Annotated in this window: 15 protein-coding genes; 3 read left to right on the forward strand and 12 right to left on the reverse strand. The window is 54.2% G+C overall.

Annotated elements, in window-relative coordinates; genetic code table 11:
• Nucleotides 1–35: 35 nt before the first annotated feature.
• From flgK to REIFOR_RS10660, 12 genes are all read right to left on the reverse strand, one after another.
• On the reverse strand, nt 36–3,092 hold the full coding sequence (gene flgK, locus REIFOR_RS10605) for a flagellar hook-associated protein FlgK (protein ID WP_100257533.1): 3,057 nt from the start codon (nt 3,090–3,092) through the stop codon (nt 36–38).
• 12 nt (nt 3,093–3,104) lie between these two features.
• Nucleotides 3,105–4,094 carry a flagellar assembly peptidoglycan hydrolase FlgJ gene (flgJ, locus tag REIFOR_RS10610; protein ID WP_100257534.1) on the reverse strand — a complete coding sequence of 330 codons (990 nt, stop codon included), beginning with the start codon at nt 4,092–4,094 and terminating at the stop codon, nt 3,105–3,107.
• A gap of 100 nt (nt 4,095–4,194) precedes the next feature.
• The gene (locus REIFOR_RS10615; RefSeq protein WP_193437297.1) at nt 4,195–5,280 is read right to left on the reverse strand and encodes a flagellar basal body P-ring protein FlgI; all 1,086 of its coding nucleotides are present in this window, start codon (nt 5,278–5,280) and stop codon (nt 4,195–4,197) included.
• A 386-nt stretch (nt 5,281–5,666) separates the two neighbouring features.
• Complete coding sequence (flgH, locus tag REIFOR_RS10620; RefSeq protein ID WP_100257536.1) at nt 5,667–6,356, reverse strand: flagellar basal body L-ring protein FlgH; 690 nt, start codon at nt 6,354–6,356, stop codon at nt 5,667–5,669.
• Nucleotides 6,357–6,469: 113 nt separating this feature from the next.
• Nucleotides 6,470–7,255 carry a flagellar basal-body rod protein FlgG gene (flgG, locus tag REIFOR_RS10625; protein ID WP_100257537.1) on the reverse strand — a complete coding sequence of 262 codons (786 nt, stop codon included), beginning with the start codon at nt 7,253–7,255 and terminating at the stop codon, nt 6,470–6,472.
• Between the two features lie 36 nt (nt 7,256–7,291).
• On the reverse strand, nt 7,292–8,035 hold the full coding sequence (locus tag REIFOR_RS10630; protein ID WP_100257538.1) for a flagellar basal body rod protein FlgF: 744 nt from the start codon (nt 8,033–8,035) through the stop codon (nt 7,292–7,294).
• Between the two features lie 285 nt (nt 8,036–8,320).
• Nucleotides 8,321–12,808, reverse strand: a complete 4,488-nt coding sequence (locus REIFOR_RS10635) for a flagellar hook-basal body complex protein (protein WP_100257539.1) — start codon at nt 12,806–12,808, stop codon at nt 8,321–8,323.
• 106 nt (nt 12,809–12,914) lie between these two features.
• Complete coding sequence (locus REIFOR_RS10640) at nt 12,915–13,661, reverse strand: flagellar hook assembly protein FlgD (protein ID WP_100257540.1); 747 nt, start codon at nt 13,659–13,661, stop codon at nt 12,915–12,917.
• 10 nt (nt 13,662–13,671) lie between these two features.
• The gene (gene flgC / locus REIFOR_RS10645; protein ID WP_100257541.1) at nt 13,672–14,127 is read right to left on the reverse strand and encodes a flagellar basal body rod protein FlgC; all 456 of its coding nucleotides are present in this window, start codon (nt 14,125–14,127) and stop codon (nt 13,672–13,674) included.
• Nucleotides 14,128–14,129: 2 nt separating this feature from the next.
• Nucleotides 14,130–14,528, reverse strand: coding sequence for a flagellar basal body rod protein FlgB (gene flgB / locus REIFOR_RS10650; RefSeq protein WP_100257542.1), 399 nt, complete (start codon nt 14,526–14,528; stop codon nt 14,130–14,132).
• 183 nt (nt 14,529–14,711) lie between these two features.
• Entirely contained in the window at nt 14,712–15,536 is an 825-nt protein-coding gene (locus tag REIFOR_RS10655) for a CheR family methyltransferase (protein WP_100257543.1), read from the reverse strand.
• Nucleotides 15,537–15,600: 64 nt separating this feature from the next.
• Entirely contained in the window at nt 15,601–16,557 is a 957-nt protein-coding gene (locus tag REIFOR_RS10660; RefSeq protein ID WP_100257544.1) for a chemotaxis protein CheV, read from the reverse strand.
• 68 nt (nt 16,558–16,625) lie between these two features.
• Here REIFOR_RS10660 and flgA point away from each other — a divergent pair, with 68 nt between their 5' ends.
• From flgA to flgN, 3 genes are all read left to right on the forward strand, one after another.
• The gene (gene flgA, locus REIFOR_RS10665) at nt 16,626–17,441 is read left to right on the forward strand and encodes a flagellar basal body P-ring formation chaperone FlgA (RefSeq protein WP_100257545.1); all 816 of its coding nucleotides are present in this window, start codon (nt 16,626–16,628) and stop codon (nt 17,439–17,441) included.
• A gap of 103 nt (nt 17,442–17,544) precedes the next feature.
• Nucleotides 17,545–17,853, forward strand: a complete 309-nt coding sequence (gene flgM / locus REIFOR_RS10670; RefSeq protein WP_100257546.1) for a flagellar biosynthesis anti-sigma factor FlgM — start codon at nt 17,545–17,547, stop codon at nt 17,851–17,853.
• Between the two features lie 56 nt (nt 17,854–17,909).
• Nucleotides 17,910–18,395 carry a flagellar export chaperone FlgN gene (flgN, locus tag REIFOR_RS10675; RefSeq protein WP_158524359.1) on the forward strand — a complete coding sequence of 162 codons (486 nt, stop codon included), beginning with the start codon at nt 17,910–17,912 and terminating at the stop codon, nt 18,393–18,395.
• Nucleotides 18,396–18,590 lie beyond the last annotated feature (195 nt).

Genomic DNA, 18,590 nt, shown 5'->3' on the forward strand with positions numbered 1-18,590 from the left:
AGTTTCTCCCAATCTTAAAAAGGCGGCAAGCCATGCTATACAGCAGCCAAGAGCGAATCGAACAGTTCCTGCGCAATGGAAATAACCTTGGCATTGGCATTGTAAGCGGCTTGAAACTCGATCAGGCGGGCGGCCTCTTCGTCGAGATTGACCCCCTGCACATTGCTAATTTCCGCTTGAGAGCCTTCTAATACGGCCCGATCCGTATCCGAACGTATTTGCGCCTGGCTGGTTAGGGTAGCTATTTTAGCCACCGTTTGGCTATAGCTTTCGGTAAAGGTGTTGCCACCATCACTCATACTCATTGTCTCTTTGGTTTCCAGACCAACCAATTGCAGCGCATTGCGGTTATCGGATGCGCCATCGTCGTTCCATCTGATAATAAATTCATCACCGCTTACGGGCCGCCCACCGAGTTCAAACTGATAACCCATATAGGTCGATTGGGCGTCTGGCAGGCCGCTGAAAATACTGCCTGCCAAGGGGTCGGTGATCAGGCGGGTGCCCCCTTGCATAACAACGTCCACCTGGCCGCCGATGTTCATACGCGAAGTGTTTTGGTTACCCTGACCGTTCATCAAGTTATAGACCTGATATTCAATAGTGCCCGTTTCGGTAATAAACACCTTGGTCTGGCCAGTACTGTTTAGTAACTGATTCAGCTGAGTTTCAATATCCGCCTTTAGGCTATCGGAGTCGGTGTAGTTGTCGGTTAGATCAACCGTGCCGGTGCGCCCGTCAGGCAGATACATCTGATAGACATAGGGCCCGTTGAGCTCAAAATTATACCCGGTTTCATTGTTCAACAGACCTAGGGTATCGCCACTGACCGCGCTAAACGGCCAGCGCTCACCGCTGGAAATCAACATGCTGTCGCCTGGATCGATCACCGCGTTGTTTGCTAAGCTACCGGGTAAACTCGGTACGCCGGAAATCACCGATTGTGCCTTGTCACCGCGTATTTCCAATAAAATATCGTTGCCGTTTTCATCCATGATGGTCAGGGTCACACCATCACTCTTGGCGGACACACCCCGATTTATGAGATCAACATGATTGTTAATGCGGTCGGCCAAGAAATTGGCATTCATGTCTTCCGGTACGATCTCTGGAAAACCGTCCAGGTATGTTGTTTGGTTGGCACTGCTGACAAGTTGAGTAACCTCATGGCCATCTACCCACACCTCGAAAGGCATGTCGGGGCTGTATGTGGTCCCGGAATTGGTAAAATTGGTCAGTTGCACCTCGGTATAGGCTCGCGCAGAGACACCCTTAACCCGATTCAACTGGGTCACAATTTCATTGGCACTGGCCGAGGCAAGGGTTGAGATGGTCGGCACCTGGGTTTCCTTGCCCGTGATCGGGTCGGTTTGATAAAAACTGAACCGCTCCGGATTGATGCCATTGGGGATAGGTTCAACAGACGGCCCATCCATACCAATGGCCGGAATCGACGATGGCCGGGCACGCCAACTGCTCAGCGCGGTTTCAGCGGTGTCACTGGTAAAGAGGGTATTGGCAATGCCGGGAATAAATTCCATATTTTCTTGCGGCGGGTTCAAGGACACCGGATTGCCAGGATCACTATTGTCAAAAATTGAGTAACGGGTTGGGCTGAGGAACTTGATCACCAGCGGCGGGTTCAATTCGCTGTCGCTGGCAAAGGCGGCCGACTCCCGGCTCAGCATGGTTCCCTGGTCGATAAAGCCACTGCCCATATTGCTTAAACTGGTTTCGGCCTTAATGGGGAAGGCTAGAGCTAGTTGACCAGGCTCCTTCAGCAGGATGTCCATATTTTGTGCGGCAGAGCGCAGCGGCGCAATGGTAAAGGCGTCGCCCTGCTGAAAGGTTCCGCCTTCCAGTACCACGTCTAAACCGTCAAACGATAGGGTCTGCGGGAACGACCCGACCAGAGCCCCCTCCGAGACCACCTTACCGTCATCGAGGCGTGTCACTTGGAAGCGGGCACTGCCCGGCCCCGGCAAAGCGAGCTGGTATTCGCTGGTCGTGAGGGCGCCAGAGTCGGTAAAGTAAACATTGAACAACCTATCGTTCGGTAGGCTGTTAGAGCTATGGGCATGAACCCGCTCTGAAGCCAACAAAGGATCGTTCATGTCTTGAAAAAAATTGGTGCCCAACTGGCCGTCCAGATCAATACCCAACTGTTGTTGTGCATTGGTTTCTTGAGCGAATGCCACGGCGATAATACCTAGAGAGTTGATCGCCTTGTCTAAGGCCTCCCCCCGGAAATCCACTAAACCACCGATCTTACCACCACTGATTTTCTCGGTGACATCGAAGCTGCTTACCTTACTTTCAAAACGAATACTATAGCGTTTAGGGTCCTTCTCACCCGGCACCGTTTCGAGCCTGTTGGCACTGGTGCCGTCCACCAGGGACAGGCCCATTCCAACGCTAATATTAAAGGCACCGTCAACATCGAGCACGTCGACATTAACTAATTCGGATAGTTGACGGACCAGCTCATCGCGCCTGTCGAATAGATCGTTGGGCGGCTCAGACGTCGCCGAGCCCCGGGTATTGGCAATCTCTTCATTGAGACCGGCAATACCTTGGCTGATAGTATTGACTTGACTGGTAGCTACTTGTAATTGGCCATTCAAATTTTCATTCTGCGTGTTCAGATAGTGCGACAGGGTTGCAAAGCGTTCACTCAAACCCTTGGCCTCACCCAGCACTACATCACGAGAGGGGATGTAGCTTGGGTTGTCTGCGGCACCTTGAAGGGCGGCGAAATAGCGATCCATCTGGGGTTGCAGCCCGGTAGAATTATCCGCCAACAGCCGATCGACCTGTTCAATCCCATCTCGATAGACTTGCGAGCCCTGAAAGCTACTGGTGTCAGCGCGCAGTTGATTGGTAAGAAATTGGTCGTGCACACGGCGTACGGTAGACACCTCGGCGCCCTGGCCGACATAGCCAAAGCCACGGAATAGCGGGTTACGACTTTCCACCACCACTTCCTGACGCGAATAGCCCGGCGTGCTGACGTTGCTGATGTTATGACCGGTGGTTTTCAGCGCTTCTTGTTGCACCAATAATCCGGAAATAGCTGTCGATAACATACTCATGAGCGTTTTACCTTAGGCCTTAGCAAACCAGTCGCTGTTAGCGATGCGACTGATTTTCTCGGCGTACTGGGGATCGGTGGCGTAACCGGCATCTTGCAGAGCCTGCAGGTAGTCATCACCGGTATCGGCGGCCAAGGCGGCCTGATAACGCGGCGAGTCTTGGACAAACTGAACATAATCGTCGAACGAGTCTTCGATCGACGGATAAGCGCGAAAAGGCGCTTTGATAGTTATCTGCCGACCGTCGATAAATTCATGGGTCGTGGTGGAGGCGGTTTCGCCCTGCCAGCGCTGATCGGCCTTGATGCCAAATAGGTTGTGCGAGGACTGGCCATCGCCATCGGCAATCACATGTTTGCCCCAACCGGTTTCCAAGGCGGCCTGGGCGACCAAGATGTGCGGGTCTAAACCGATCTTTTGGGCGGCCTTTTCGGCGTGCGGCATCAGGTTGGCGATAAAGGCCTCGGGCGAGTCAAACAGGGCGGACTTGCCGTTTAAGCGCGGCTCACCCAGTTCTTGCGGCTCATTGGCGGCCAGGACAGAACTGACGACCGAGATCGTGGCGAGTGACGGCTCATTTGCCACGCTTCGGGCAGCGCGCGGCGCCGTGGTTGGCAGGCGCTCAAGAATCGGTCGATTAGAGTGGTCGAGAGTTTTGACATCAACATTGTAGATATCCTCGACCACCGGGTGTTGTGCCTTGCTGATCTGCTCATAGAGCACGTCGGCCAGACCGAAGCCCCCGCTCTGCGACATCGACAACGACAACTGTTGATCGGACATATCGCGATAAAATTTGGTTTGATAACTGTTTTCCAGATCCGATGCCAAGACATCGGTGGCGTCGCGCATACTCTTCATAATTAGGCCAAGGAACATCGACTCAAACTGTTGAGCTACTGCCTTCAACGCCTCAGGGTCGTCTTTACGCGCACCCTGCTTCAAGGCGTTTAAGCCATTGAGATCGTTGTAGTTAAAAGCGGCATCGAGTTGTTGAGTCATCTGCTTCTCCGGCTAGGTGTTGCCGGTTTGCGAAACAAAACCGGCGCTATCATATCTATATCAAGGATTGTGCCAAGTTGGCCTTATTGACCTGCATAGCTTAAATAACGATCAGCTCCGCCTTCAGGGCCCCGGCTGACTTAAGCGCCTCGAGAATAGCCATCAGATCGCCCGGCGCAGCACCGACGGCATTCACCGCATTGACCAGATCGTTCAGGGTGACCGTTGGGCCGAACAAAAACATCGGCTTTAGCTCCTGATCCACGGCCACATCGGTCGCTGGCACGACCACGGTCTCGCCTTCTGCCAATCCATTGGGCTGGCTCGCCGCCAAACTGTTGGCAATGGTGACCGTTAGATTGCCGTGGGTGATCGCGACCGGCTCGATCATCACGTGCTGGCCGACCACTATGGTACCGGTCCGACTATTGATAATGACCTTGGCGGACTCCTCACCCGGGCTCACTTCGAGATTTTCCAGCACGCTCAAGTAGCTAACGCGCTGATTGGCATCGCGCGGGGCCGTGACCCGCACCGAAGTGGAATCGACCGCGTAGGCCGCATCGGGACCGAGTAGCTCATTAATGACCTCAGCCATGCGCATCGCCGTGGTGAAATCGGAGCGATGCAGGTTAAAGGTAAGGTGGTCGCCGTCGGAAAAGGCATTGGGTACCGAACGCTCGACGATGGCGCCACTGGGAATGCGGCCGGTGCTCTCAATATTCACCTGAATCGACGACCCGTCCTCGCCATCGGCGCCAAAGCCGCTGACCACCAGACTGCCTTGGGCGACCGCATAAGTCTTGCCATCGGCACCGCGCAACGGGGTTAGCAATAGGCTGCCACCGCGCAGGCTGGAGGAGTTGCCGATACTGGAGACGGTGATATCGATCTCTTGGCCGGGCTTGGCAAAGGCCGGCAGGGTGGCGTAGACGCTAACCGCGGCGACGTTTTTCAGCTTAGGATCCTCGCCTTCCGGAATGGTCAGGCCAAACTGTTCCATCATGTTCCGGAACGTCTGGTTGGTAAAGGGCGACTTATCGCCGGTACCGTCCAAGCCCACCACCAAACCATAGCCGACTAGCTGATTGCTGCGCACGCCCTGTACCGAGGACAGATCCTTGATCCGGTCGGCCCACACTAGGGTGCTGAGCAGGCAGAACATTAGGGTCAAAAAAGGCTTCATGGCGGTCATCTCGTTACTATTACGGAGTATGGAATAATAAGAGCAATAAATGTGCCTAGAATTGAACTGAGTTTCGATTGAGTCCCCAATTAGGTCTGTGCATGAGATCGGCATCGCCTCGCTGGGGGGCTGAACCCCCGCCAGATAAGGCTGCAGCGCACTTACTAGAGGGCGGACACCTCTGCGGAATCGCTCGGCGGAGTCTTGTTGGCGCCTGATTGGCAGGCCATTAGTCGAGTGCACCAGCCGATCTCGGCCGCTTTGCATGCCTGCCGGGCTCACCCACTGGCCGCTATTGCGGCAACTGGGGCAAACTGCAGATGCTACAAAACCCGATACGGTCCTATCGGGTCGTTTGGCGCTATCTTTGAACCTGCCCTATGGCCTTAGAACGGCATAATACTGGAATTCAATAGGGTACTGAGCCAACCCTGCTTACTGGAGCTGGCCACGGCACCGGCGCCGCTGTAAGCAATCCGGGCATCGGCAAGCTTTTCACTGGACACGGTATTGTCAAGATTGATGTCATCGGGGCGCAGCATGCCTTGAATACGGATGAATTCCGAGCCGGTATTGAGGGTAATCCACTTCTCGCCGCGCACGCGCAAGATGCCGTTCGGCAAAACCTCGGACACGGTGACGGTGATATTACCGGTTAAGGAGTTCGACTGGTCGGCATCGCCTTTGCCGGAGAAGGATCGGTCACCCTCGAGTGAGGCGCTTAGCTGATTGATCGGGCCAATGCCGGCGATGGTCGGTGCGCCCAGGCTGGCGCTGGAGTTTTTGCTGGTCTTGGAGGCCGATGACTTCTTACCCTGGGTACTCTCGTCCAAGGTGACGGTGATAATATCGCCCACGTTGCGCGCTTTTTTATCGCCATACAGGCTCATGCCATAGCTATCAGCAAACAGCGAACCGCCGCTGTTCGGGGGCGGAATCAGGGAGTCCGAGGGCACCGGCGCAAAGGCTGGGTCGCCGGGCTTAGGGGCCTCTGGCAAGGCAGCGATTTGCATGGTGCCACAACCCGATAAGATCAGGGCGGCCAAAGCCATCGATATAAATATGTGTCGGTTCATGGTCTGCCCTACCTGTTAAAATCAGTCATAAAAATAATCTTAGGGCCGACCTGCTGACCCTTGCGGTGGCGCACCATGTGCTGCCAAAATCGCCTGACGCTAGCGCCCAGACCTTACAAATTCTGAGTAATAAAGCCAAGCATTTGATCGGCTGTGCTGACCACCTTGGAGTTCATCTCATAGGCGCGCTGCGTGGAGATCATATCGACCATCTCCTCGACGATGGTGACGTTGGAGTTTTCCAGAGCACCCTGAATGATCGCCCCGAAGCCGTCCAAGCTCGGCACGCCCGCGGCGGCCTGGCCACTGGCGGCGGTGGCTAAAAAGAGGTTATTGCCCAAGGCCTGGAGGCCGGCTGGGTTAACAAAATCGACCACCTCGATGTTGCCAATTTCGACCGGATCGTTGTCGCCAGCCGAGACTGCGGTGACGATGCCGTCAGTGCCGACCGTGATGGTCTTGGCCTGATCGGGTATAACGATATTGGGCTCTACTAGATAACCGTTAGCGGTGACCATATTGCCGTCGGCATCAATATGGAAGGTGCCGTCACGGGTATAGGAAATGTTGCCGTCGGGCAGCATGACCTGAAAGAAGCCACGCCCGTTGATGGCCATATCGAGCGGCTGTTCGGTGGTATTCAGGTCGCCCTGCATAAACACCTTTTGCGTACCCACGGTGCGCACCCCGGTACCGAGCTGCAAACCCGAGGGTAGCTGGGTGTTTTGCGAACTTTGCGCACCCGGCTGGCGCTGAATTTGGTAGATCAAATCTTCAAACACGGCCCGCTCCTTCTTAAAGCCGGTGGTCGAGGCGTTGGCCATGTTGTTGGAGATAGTGGATAAAGCAATATCCTGAGCTTCTAAGCCGGTCTTACCGACCCACAGTGCTTTCATCATAACGGCAATCCTCTTCCTAATTCGGTCATACTGGGCTTAGCTCAGCTGTAAAATTCGTTCGGCGGCACGCGACATATCTTCGGCCGTTTTCATCATCTTGACCTGGGTCTCATATTGCCGATTCAGTGCCAGTATGTTGGTGAGCTCGGAGACCGGATTAACGTTGCTGGCCTCAACAAAGCCGGAGACCACTGTCAGTACTGGGTCGCCGGGCAAGATCGCCGGGCCGGCCAGGGGCCGGAACAAACCGTCGCTGCCCTTGGCTAAATTTTGCAAATCTGGGTTGACCATCTTCAACACGTCAATGGCAATCATCTCATCCGGGCCGGCACCGGCCGGGCGAATCGAGATAATGCCATCGCCGGCGATCTCAACCTTTTCATAGGGCGGCAAGACGATCGGCCCGCCCTCCCCGATTACCGACTGGCCGATGCCATTGATCAGTTCGCCTAACGGACTGACCGAAAAATCGCCACGCCGGGAATAGGCTTCCTGGCCTTGGACATCGATAACCGAGAAAAAACCATCGCCGGTTAGGGCCGTGTCCAGGTCATTGCCAGTTTCGATTAGGGTGCCGTCGTTAAAATCGGAGGCGGGTCGCTCGGTCAGGGCAAAGGCTCGCGATGGATGATGCTCACCCCAGACCGGAATAGCGCGCGCTTGGGCAAAGTCCGATTTGAAGGCGAAGGTGCGGGCGTTGGCCAAGTTGTTCGAATGCGAGGCTTGCGACAGCATATTATTTTTCGCGCCAGTCATGGCGATGTATACGGCACGATCCATGGTCTTGATCCACTAAACTGAGTATCTAAGACTAGTAAGCGAAAGCTGTGCCAGGTTTGTTTTTATTTGTTTGAGTCTGACGAGTCCGGCCTAGAGGGCCGTGCAGGTGGGGGCGATACAGGCGCTGCGGTTCTGAAACAAGGCGGCATTCAGGCAAGGACTGTCCCGTTGGCAACCGACATCGACGCAGTGTTGCCGCTTTTTGGTCTGGCGGGTTAGCCGCTCGCGCTGGGTCTTGGCGGACCCAATACGAGCGAAGACACGCCGTTAGGCGGTGAGCCGAGCTTACCTGAGGTTGATGATGGTTTGAGTGACGGCGTTAGTCGTCTCAATGGTCTTGGCGCTGGCCTGATAGTTACGCTGGGCGATAATCAGATGCACCAACTGCTGCGAAAGGTCCACGGTGGAGTCCTCCAAGGTCGCCGATTGAACCGTACCCAATAATCCGGTACCGGCCACCCCAATGGTCGGGCCGCCAGACTCGAAACTTTCCTGCCAGGTGGTCTGCCCGACCGCGGTCAGTCCTTCCATATTGGCGAACGATGCCAGCGCGACCTGACCCAAGGCTTCCGACTCGCCGTTGGTGTAACGGGCGTATACGGTGCCATCGGTGTCAATTTCAAGATCCTTCAATCGGCCACTGCTGTAACCATCCTGTTGAAAGTTATAGCGCGCAAAAGGGCCACCGTATTGGGTCGTGCCACCAAAGGAGATGGTGAAGTTGGAGTTCAGATTAGGATCGGGTATGGGTTGAATACCACCCTCGGCAACATTCAGTGACGAATAGGCGCCATTAGACATGCCTGCGTCGTCGATCGGATCCCAGTTGGAGATTAGGAAATCACCAGCACTGCCCTCGTTCAGCGTACCATCGGCGTTGAAGTTCAACGTAAAACTGGCAAAGGTAGGCACACTGTTTTCCGGAAAGGGTAAGGCCGGATCGGGGTCGCCGACGTTTTCACCATCAATCTGGGCGTAGACGGTCCAACTGTTCAGCGCCAACGGTTGCTCTGGATCTCCCTGATCCTTGACATAATAGAGCTGTACCTGATGCTGGTTACCGAGTGAGTCATAAGCGGTTAACGAGCCGGTATCATTGTAGGTGTTCGAATCATCCGGATCGAAAGCGTTGATGACGATATCGCTAAAACTGGACGACGTAAGACCGCCAAATAGACCCGCGACCCGAGGAACCGGCTCGGACAGAGTAAAGCCTTCATTTAGGATAATATCAACAGAGCCACCCACTCGGGCATTGGTGTCACCATCGACCACCCGCCCCAACGTAAGGGGCGGCGTGCCACTAGCGCCTTGAATGGTGACACCATCGGTCGAAGTGAGTGACTCGATCGCGATGGATATATCGATACCAATGCTGGACATAATGACCGCATCGCCGGTAACAGGGTCCAGGCTGGCGTCGATATTGTTGAGCAAGGTACCGGAGTAGGAATTAATTTCGTCGACGATGCCCTGAAGGTCATCGGCAACTATAATCTGTCCGTTAACAAAGAATTCCATGCCCCCGCCATTGACATAGTCGGCCGCTAGTAAGCGGACTTCGGTTTCCGCCGTGGCCGTCACCCCGTCCAGGGCAGACAGTTGCGCCGCGATTTCAGACGCCTGACTGCTTTCTGGGATGGTCAGATTGGTGCGAATGTCGTTTTTCGAATCGTAGAGCAGGACCGCCTGTTCCGGGTAACCGTTGGTGTTGCCTTGCTCGCCTATGGTTAGCAGATCCGATTGAAATTCGTCCGACTGTAGTAGGGCATGGATCGCGTTAACATCCAGATCGCCACCCGAGGCTTGGATATTCGAGATGGAAACCTGTGAGGCTTCGCCTGATACGCTGGCGACAAACTGCAGGACTTCGTTATCGTCTGCATCGCGACCAACAACAGCACTGACACCGATATAATCGGCCTCAGGTACTGCGGCTAACTCCCGATTAATCGACGCGGCTAACTGGCTCATCGAATAAATTTTTTCCGTCAGACTAACATCAACAGAACCCGACCGGTTGTCGGCATCGGGCAAGGGTACTGTTAAATTAACTCGAAACGAGTTAGTACGATCAATCGGTTCTTCACCGGATATCTTGGTGCTACTGGTCAGGCCGAAGGTGGCCAAAGCATCCGTACTGCCGGTGATGGCAATATCTATAGGATAGGCCGCAATTTCGGTCCGCTCAAAAACCAAACGATCATTTATCTGCGATGCTTGGATCTGGCCAAACAACGTTGGATTGGCGTTAATTAGGTCGTTAATTGTTGCGACCAGCTCGGTACTGGAGGCGTAGGTATTTTCAGGAATAGTCAGAAATTGGCTCACCCCGCCATCCACGGTAATCTCCAAGATATTGGTGGCGGCAACATCTGCGGCCCCCAAGATCCGGGTCGGCACAGGAGAAGACACAGACGCCAAGCCCAGAGTTGTTGGCGTAACCGTAGAGGGGACGGCCGCCGCCGCCGTTTGGTCGACTATATTAATTTCAACCGGGCCAATGCCAGCATCGTCTGAAACGATGCTAATAAAACCCGTGGCTGCGTCCCGACTGACCGCGACGGCAGCGGTACCGATACCCGCTTGAAAATTCGGCGCCGTATTGATAGCGCTTTCTAGATCGGTTAAAAAGTCATCTGTGGCTGTCGCGCCCGTCCAGCCGCCGGCTGGGATCGCCAGGCTCACGGTGTCGGTTACAGCGCCGATGGTCATGCTAAAAGCCATCACGGCACCAACGGCCTCACCGGTCGCTATATTGCCCAGAGGCAGCGCTATAGCAGTGCTCAACACGGTCGTATCGCCCGGCACCAGGTCTGCGAAGGTTAGTTCGGTAGTGTTATTGCCTTGAATTGTGGTGGCTTGGCCGGCATAGCTGGTTAAATCGAGCGAGCCATTATTGGCAAACAGATTGGTGCCCGCGATAGCGGTAACCTCAATAGGGTCGTCTATTTGCGCTCCGCTATCGAGTCCCAGATACTGTTCTGCGCCAGCCGATACAACGCCACCGGGGCCGGCTAGGGCGTTGACTTCGAGCGTGTCACCGGCAACTTGGGCATCGATGCGCGCAAAGTTCAGCATACCCTCTGATGCAAAGGCATGTACCTGGGTATCTAATCCGGCCGTCTGCAGACCGGTATTAACCGCGGATGCTAACGCACTGGCGTCCGGATAGGTCGCCGGCGAGGCCAACGTGACGTTCGTCGCCACACCATTGAGCACGACCTGAAGACTGTCATTACGAACTTGGCCTAAGGCTACATTAGGGCTGAGTACTGACTTAGCGGTAAAACCCAAATCATCAAGCGATACTGAGCTGCTATTGAGACCCGCCACTGTGGTGATCGTTGTCCGGTTTGGACCGCGAGCGCCATCGGCAGTAAAGCTGAGCCGATCGATGGCGGCATCATATTGAAAGCCTAAGCCGCCACTGACACCGCCGGGTGCCCCGATAGCTGCATTCAGATCGGCCACAAAATCGGCGATACTGGCCCAGCCATCTTGCGCATCGGGCACGGTATTAGTAGTCGAGGGTACACGCACGGTGACGTTATTGAGACCAGCCTGGCCCTCTACGGTTAAATTAAAGACCATATCCAAATCAATCCCCGCCGCGCCGTCCAAGAAACCTGGGACAGTCGAGTCGATAGCCAAAACATCTCGGCTGCTGGTCAGCTGGGTCGGGGTGTCGGTATTAACGATACTAAGTCCTGGGGTGGCATTGCCAATAAAACTGATACTGGTTTGGCCGAAATTCAGATATTCACGGCTAGATAATAGACCGCCAACATTGTCGCTAATCGATAAAATATTTGAGCCATCGGTGGCATAGGTACCTTTGGCCTCAAAACGAATGCCGCCACTGGGCTGGACAACAGCCTGAATCTTACCAGCCAGCTCCGAGTCGCCCTCGATCGTGGCATTGATGGAATCAACCAATTCGTTCACATCGTCATAAACGATAGCATCCGAAAAGGGCTTAATATTGACTACTAAAGCCGCTGTACCGGCATTGATATTGAGCCCTTGAATGCTGACGTCTAAGCTGTAGGCGGCCTCGACAGCCGTCGGCTGCCAAGGGAATGTCATCCCAGTGCCGGCTGCAACACCTGAAAAGCCAATGGGCCCGCCTAGGATCTGACTGGGGGTGCCCGCAGTGGTCGGAAAACCAATAGCCTCCAGGGTGGTCACTTCATTTACGGCCGACCCAACCTGGGCCACCCCAACGGCGAGACCGTTGGTGCGTGTAGTAAGACCAGACGACTGCAAAACAACAGCACCGGCTGGGACATTAATCTGGGCATCGATGGCGTGGGTGCCACGTGGAGCTTGGTGACCGGCATCAATGCGCAAATCGGTTAAAATACCGCCGACGATGACATTCTTATCGGCACCAAAACCTTGCAGGACTGAGCCCTGATTGTTGACCACATACCCATCCTTGTCGACCCCGAAGATACCCGATCGGGTATACCCGGTGTCGCCATTAGGCGCTTTGGTGACAAAAAAGCCATTGCCATCGATGGCCAAATCGAGCACCGACTTGGTCTGTGTCAGGGTACCCTGATCAAATTTCTGACCCACATTGCTGACGTTCACGCCGGATCCAACCTGGTCCTGACCCATACCAATAAACGAGCTGGTATAGGCATCACCGAACTCAGCGCGACTGCCTTTAAAGCCGGTGGTGCTGGCATTCGCGATGTTGTTGCCGGTAATGGCCAAGTCTTTGTTGGCGGCGGCGACGCCGCTTAATCCTGAGCTGAAACTCATCGTTCGGTACCTCTGTCTATGCTGGCCCCGGTGAACGGGGTGAGGATTCCCCGGTGCAATGGGAATAACCTGCCATGCTGTTGCCGTTGAGCGTTTAGAGCGATGCTCAGTAGACGGCGTTTATTTGTTTAATCTGATCGAGCGATGCGGTGCCGCCGCCAGCCAGATTTAATTGAATATCGTTACTGGCCAGGATGGTCACAGACTCGACCCGGCGCGAAATATTGGTTTCGAAGCTCTGCTGCAGACCGGACAGATCGCCTAAAACTCTGAAGGTATACTCACCCTCGTTGTGCGGAATAATATTGCCGCTTTCATCGACACCGAATTTGCTGTAGTCGATGTCGGCCAACTCGCCATTCACTTCCAGGTTGGCGCCGTCCCACTTAAAGTTCATCGGGCCACTGGGCTGATAGCCCAATTCAACGTCTTCGACGATCTGACCGAATTGATCTTCAATCTGCAGATGCAGGCCTTCGGTGCCGGCTTCAAGCTCGGTAATACCAAAGACCAATTCACCAATGCGCAGGTCACTGCCATCGTTGCCGCTGACCGTGACCGCGCCGCCCACCAATGAACTGGCTTGCAGAGCTTGAGACGATTTATAGGATGCGGCCAGGTCGCCAAAGCCGTCACTCATGCTTTGAATGCCCTCGACCGTGGAAAACTGGGCCAGCTCGGCAATAAAGGCCGCGTCGTCCTGGGGCTCGAGCGGATTTTGATTGTTCAACTGGGCAATCATCAATTCTAAGAATTCGGTTTTACCCAATTCATTCGTTTTGGCGCTCGTTGGGTTTTTGGCAGTGATGTCATATTGACTCAGAGCATTATTTACGCCGGTTATATCAGCCATATCTCTGCCTCTACTTACCCATGGTTAAGGTTTTTTGCATCATCGTCTTGGCCGTATTAAAGACCTCGACGTTCACGGTAAAGCTACGCGATGCACTCATCATATCGGCCATCTCTTCGACCACACTGACATTCGGATAATAGACGTAGCCATCTGCGTCGGCGAACGGATGAGTGGGTTCGTAACGCACTTCTAAGGGCCCGTCTTTTTCGACGATACCCGCCACCTTTACACCATTACCGAGCGTGTTGTTATGACTGCCCTGCATCAGGCTTCCGGGCATCCGACTGCGATCCATCAGTTGCGCCTGGACACTCTGAAACACCGGCTTACGCGCGCGATAGGTTTCTTCTAGACTGGAACTAACGCTCTGGGCGTTAGCCAGGTTACTCGCCGTGGTATTCAGGCGAATGGACTGGGCATTCATGCCCGAGCCGGATATATCGAATATATTACCTAGACTCATTATTAATCTCCTCGCAGTGCGCCGGTTAAGCCTTTGAACTTACCGTTCAAGAACTCAAAGCTGGCGTTATAGGCCATGGCATTGGTGGTGAATTCGGTGTTTTCGATGTTTTCATCGACCGTGTTGCCGTCTATGGAGGGCTGCAGCGGGCTGCGATAGAGGCTCTCCCAGCTATCAGCATGCCGGCCTGCCATATGATGGTTACTGGTCCGAGTAATTGCCATACTGCTCTGGCGCTGAGCTTCACCGCCCAGTATCGCCTTAAAGTCTATGTCCCGCGCCTTGAAGCCCGGGGTATCGGCATTGGCCAAGTTATTGGCCAAAATAGAGGACCGTTCCGAACGCACTAGCAAGGCGTTATCGTGAATACCCAATGAATTTGCAAAGCCTAGTGCTGACATCTGTTTTCCCCTATTGCCGCTTTCTGATTCTTAATAGAGATATAGCAATAGCAGTGCCAACTTAATATTCTGTTTATTATCAATGACTTAGGTCGAAATTCTGGTTTTGCCTGGCAAGGCGCCGAGCAAAGCGGCAAGGAGGTGCCGGCTTGGCGCTAAACGACCCAGAATTGATCCCGGAGGCTAAATTTTCTTGTACAGGATGCCGGGCCGGCAATGCACCATTTCGTATAGGTCGGACAGGCCATGGACCGACTCAGAGGCCCCCACCAGAAGGTATCCACCGGGGTTAAGGGTGGCGTGGATTCGAGTGAGAATGTCGCGCTTAAAATCGGCGCTGAAATAGATCAGCACGTTGCGGCAAAACACCAGATCGAAACGGCCTAGGAGTGCGTAGCTGTCTTGCAAATTTAAGGCACGAAAATTTATATCGGCGGCAATGATCGGGTCTATCTTAAAGCGCCCACTGCCGAGCTCGGTGAAGTGCTTCTTTAGCTTGACCGGATCCAGACCGCGACCGATGGCCAGCGTGCTGTACTCGCCTGATCGGGCTTGCGCCAGGGCGGTTGGCGAAATATCGGTCGCAAGGATGTCCGCTCCGGCGCTGAAAAATCGATTCTGTTGCCGGTATTCGCTCAGGATCATCGCGATTGAATACGGCTCTTGGCCGGTCGAGCAGGCCGCAGACCAGACCCGCAAACGCCTTGACGCCAGTCGGTCGGTGAACTCCGGGAGCAACTTTTGCTCGAGCACCTGAAACGGATGATCGTCCCGAAACCAGAGGGTCTCGTTGGTGGTCATGGCATCGATGACCTGGGCTTTTAACCTGACCTGGGTGATCAGCTGCAGCCTGTTGGTCAGCTCATTCAGGCTCGTCAAACCTTGCTCGGCCATCAAGCGCCGCAGCCGACTGGCTACCAGATATTGCTTACTGGCACCCAAGAAAATACCGCTGTGCTGTTCTAAAAACCTACAGAATTCATCATAACCTGAGGTCATGTCTGTCATGCAAAACCAACCCTTTAGTGTGTAACCGTTCAAGCCAAGAGCGAATCTGGTGCCCGCATATGGATCAGACGTCGCCCTCCGTGGGCGGCAATTTCAACCCCAACCCGGTTATCCGCGCGAGCACCAACTGACCGAGCATATCGGGCTGAAATTTCGCTAAGAAGTCGTTGGCGCCGACCTTACTGACCATGGCCTTGTTAAACACACCGCTCAATGAGGTGTGCAAGACCACAAACAGATCTTTAAGATGCGGATTGGCGCGAATCTCGGCGGTCAGGGTATAGCCATCCATCTCGGGCATTTCGATATCGGAGACCAGTATCGGGTATTGATCGGCGGGATGAATACCGTCGGCAACCAACGCCACCAAATGCTCATAGGCTTGCCTGCCATCATTAAATTGCACGACCTTAAAGCCGATGCGCTGCAGCGTTTTGACGATTTGATTGCGGGCGATTTTCGAATCATCGACGATCATAATTTCCAGTTCCGGCGCACGCAGTGCCATACCCTGACTAATTAACTCTTGAGAAACATCCTCCGGTACCGGTGACACCTCGGCCAATATCTTTTCAACATCGATAATTTCAACTAATTGCCCTTGATACTGCGTCACCGCCGTCAAAAAATGACCATGGCCGGTGCCCTTAGGCGGCGGCTGTATATCTTCCCAATTCATATTTACGATGCGCTCGACACCGTGCACCAAGAAGCCTTGCACGCGAATATTATATTCGGTGATGATCACAAAACGATTTTGGCGATTTTTGATCGCCGCATTACCCGTCGCCAGACTCAAGTCTAAAATAGGAATGGTGCCGCCCCGAATATGCGCTACCCCACAGACCACCGGGCTGCTGCCAGGGATGCTGGTTAAGACAGGGCACTGCAGCACCTCCTTGACCTTGAAAACATTAATGCCGTAGGTCTGCTCACCGTCGAGGCGAAACAGCAGCAACTCTAACCGATTCTGGCCCACCAGCTGGGTACGCTGATTGACGCTTTCCATGACGCCTGCCATAGAGAACTCCCTGCCGCTAGGCATGACAATTGCATTGACCTGGTCATACGCCAGCAAACTGACTCTTAATGAAAAATAAGCATAGACGGCTATTGGGGCGCAACAACCCCCTGGCACGGCGATTTTATCGACTCGCGACAAATTGGACCCAGCGCGCCCGAGCTGGCCTGCTCTGTTGGTCCTCTGGACTGGCGGTCGCGCTGGCGCTAAGCATGCCGGTTCAGGCTAGTAACATCGAGACGATCCAGGCCTATGTTGATACCACCGTACACAGCAGTTTGAGTAATTTTGCGCGCGACGATATTAATATCGACGTGCAATTCCCCGCCAATAGCCTGCTGACATCAGCCTGTGTCGGCGCATTGGAGTTTGAATGGCGTGGCTATCCGAAGGCGGGTCAGAACACGGTTAAAACGGCCTGTGCGGACCCGCGCTGGCAGCTCTATCTGTCTGTCGGCATTCAGGTGTTTAAAGAGGTGGTCATCAGCGCCGCACCGCTGTCGCGCAACAAACCATTGGACCGCAGTCAATTGACCCTGCGCCGGATGGACATTGGGCCCCTGCGACTGGGCTATTTCGATAACGTAGAGGGCTTGCAGGGCTATCTGCTTCAGCGCACTCTTCAAGCCGGCCAAGTCATTACACCTTACATCGTCAAGGCGCCAGCCTTGGTCGCCCGAGGCGATTGGGTCACAATTCGCTCAGGCAGCGGCGGCCTGGTGGTCACGACAACCGGCAAGGCGCTTAAAGACGGTGCCTTGGGGGATCAAATTCCGCTGAAGAACCTAAATTCCCAGACCACGGTCCGGGCCTGGGTGATTGCCAAGGGCGTGGTCTCGACGCGGAAAGCCGATATTCAGCTACAGACTGGCCAAGGCCAATAGGGTCATTAGCCCAATAACTAAAAAGAATTCAAAATAAGGCTAAAGTTTTTAATACTGCCGCCGTTAACTAGTTCATACGAGTATAAGTCCAGAGGACAATGCAATGCCTATCAATGTTAACGGACCTTCAACGAATGCGTTGGGGACCAACAAGCCACAGAAGAATGATGCTGCAGAGCAAGCCACAGTCGCAAAAAGCGGCAATGGCACGAATCATGCTTCAAGAGAAGACGTGGTTGAACTCTCCGATCGTGGTCGTGTGCTCGAGGCTGTCGTCAGCAAGGTCCATCAGATGCCTGATACCGATCAGGCAAAGATTGATCGCATTCGCAGCGCGATTACCAATGGTGAGTACAAGATCGATTATGACAAGCTCGCGGCCGCATTCAGTCGCTTTGAGGCAGGACTCTAGCAACCTGCCCATTGCCGACGGATTGCCCCGAGCAGTCCGGACAGAAGGCAATGATTATGGCAGCTCGACAACTCATTCAGTTTCAAGAAACGCTTAGCGCAACCAATGCCACCGCTCAAGAGTTCGGGGTGTTGCTTATGGATGAACGCAAACACCTCACCTCGACCCTGCGCGAGGACGTAAATCTACTGTTGCCGCAAAAAGAACTGCTCATTAAGCAGTTGGCTGGCCTGCAGAGTTCAATTCTTCAATTTTGCACGGCATCGGAAATAGAACCCACCTATGGAGCGTTGCGCGCCTACCTGTATCGGCTTGGCATCGCTGAGGCTGAGACTGTTCTCGATCATTGGACCGCACTCAAGAACACGCTGATTAAAAATCAAGCGTTGAATAAAACCAATGAGGCCATCCTCAAAGAGTTGCTGCGCCGCAATCAAATCAAACAGGCCATGGTCAGCAGTTTAGGACGCCAGTCCGATACCTACGCTGCGCCCGGCAAACAAACCAGCCGCACGATGGAAGGTTGGGTGGCGCAGGTTTAGGGATGCGGCAATGAGCAGGTCACCGGCGGCAACTTTTAGCCACTGCGACGCGGCTGCTTACCAGCACGGTCGTTTGAGATCAGACTCGGCCACGCCCTGACAACCCAGGCCAACATCCTGCTAAAGGATGATGGCCCAAGCACGCCGTCCGCCGCTCACTTGGCTACAACAGCCTTCCTTTCGTCCGGTATTTTT

The sequence above is a fragment of the Reinekea forsetii genome, assembly GCF_002795845.1.
Classification (GTDB): Bacteria; Pseudomonadota; Gammaproteobacteria; order Pseudomonadales; family Natronospirillaceae; genus Reinekea; species Reinekea forsetii.

Excerpts from the sequence above, each read along its gene's own strand:
- flgK (WP_100257533.1), bottom strand. The coding sequence starts at position 3,092 with ATGAGTATGTTATCGACAGCTATTTCCGGATTATTGGTGCAACAAGAA.
- flgJ (WP_100257534.1), bottom strand. The coding sequence starts at position 4,094 with ATGACTCAACAACTCGATGCCGCTTTTAACTACAACGATCTCAATGGC.
- REIFOR_RS10615 (WP_193437297.1), bottom strand. The coding sequence starts at position 5,280 with ATGAAGCCTTTTTTGACCCTAATGTTCTGCCTGCTCAGCACCCTAGTG.
- flgH (WP_100257536.1), bottom strand. The coding sequence starts at position 6,356 with ATGAACCGACACATATTTATATCGATGGCTTTGGCCGCCCTGATCTTA.
- flgG (WP_100257537.1), bottom strand. The coding sequence starts at position 7,255 with ATGATGAAAGCACTGTGGGTCGGTAAGACCGGCTTAGAAGCTCAGGAT.
- REIFOR_RS10630 (WP_100257538.1), bottom strand. The coding sequence starts at position 8,035 with ATGGATCGTGCCGTATACATCGCCATGACTGGCGCGAAAAATAATATG.
- REIFOR_RS10635 (WP_100257539.1), bottom strand. The coding sequence starts at position 12,808 with ATGAGTTTCAGCTCAGGATTAAGCGGCGTCGCCGCCGCCAACAAAGAC.
- REIFOR_RS10640 (WP_100257540.1), bottom strand. The coding sequence starts at position 13,661 with ATGGCTGATATAACCGGCGTAAATAATGCTCTGAGTCAATATGACATC.
- flgC (WP_100257541.1), bottom strand. The coding sequence starts at position 14,127 with ATGAGTCTAGGTAATATATTCGATATATCCGGCTCGGGCATGAATGCC.
- flgB (WP_100257542.1), bottom strand. The coding sequence starts at position 14,528 with ATGTCAGCACTAGGCTTTGCAAATTCATTGGGTATTCACGATAACGCC.
- REIFOR_RS10655 (WP_100257543.1), bottom strand. The coding sequence starts at position 15,536 with ATGACAGACATGACCTCAGGTTATGATGAATTCTGTAGGTTTTTAGAA.
- REIFOR_RS10660 (WP_100257544.1), bottom strand. The coding sequence starts at position 16,557 with ATGGCAGGCGTCATGGAAAGCGTCAATCAGCGTACCCAGCTGGTGGGC.
- flgA (WP_100257545.1), top strand. The coding sequence starts at position 16,626 with ATGAAAAATAAGCATAGACGGCTATTGGGGCGCAACAACCCCCTGGCA.
- flgM (WP_100257546.1), top strand. The coding sequence starts at position 17,545 with ATGCCTATCAATGTTAACGGACCTTCAACGAATGCGTTGGGGACCAAC.
- flgN (WP_158524359.1), top strand. The coding sequence starts at position 17,910 with ATGGCAGCTCGACAACTCATTCAGTTTCAAGAAACGCTTAGCGCAACC.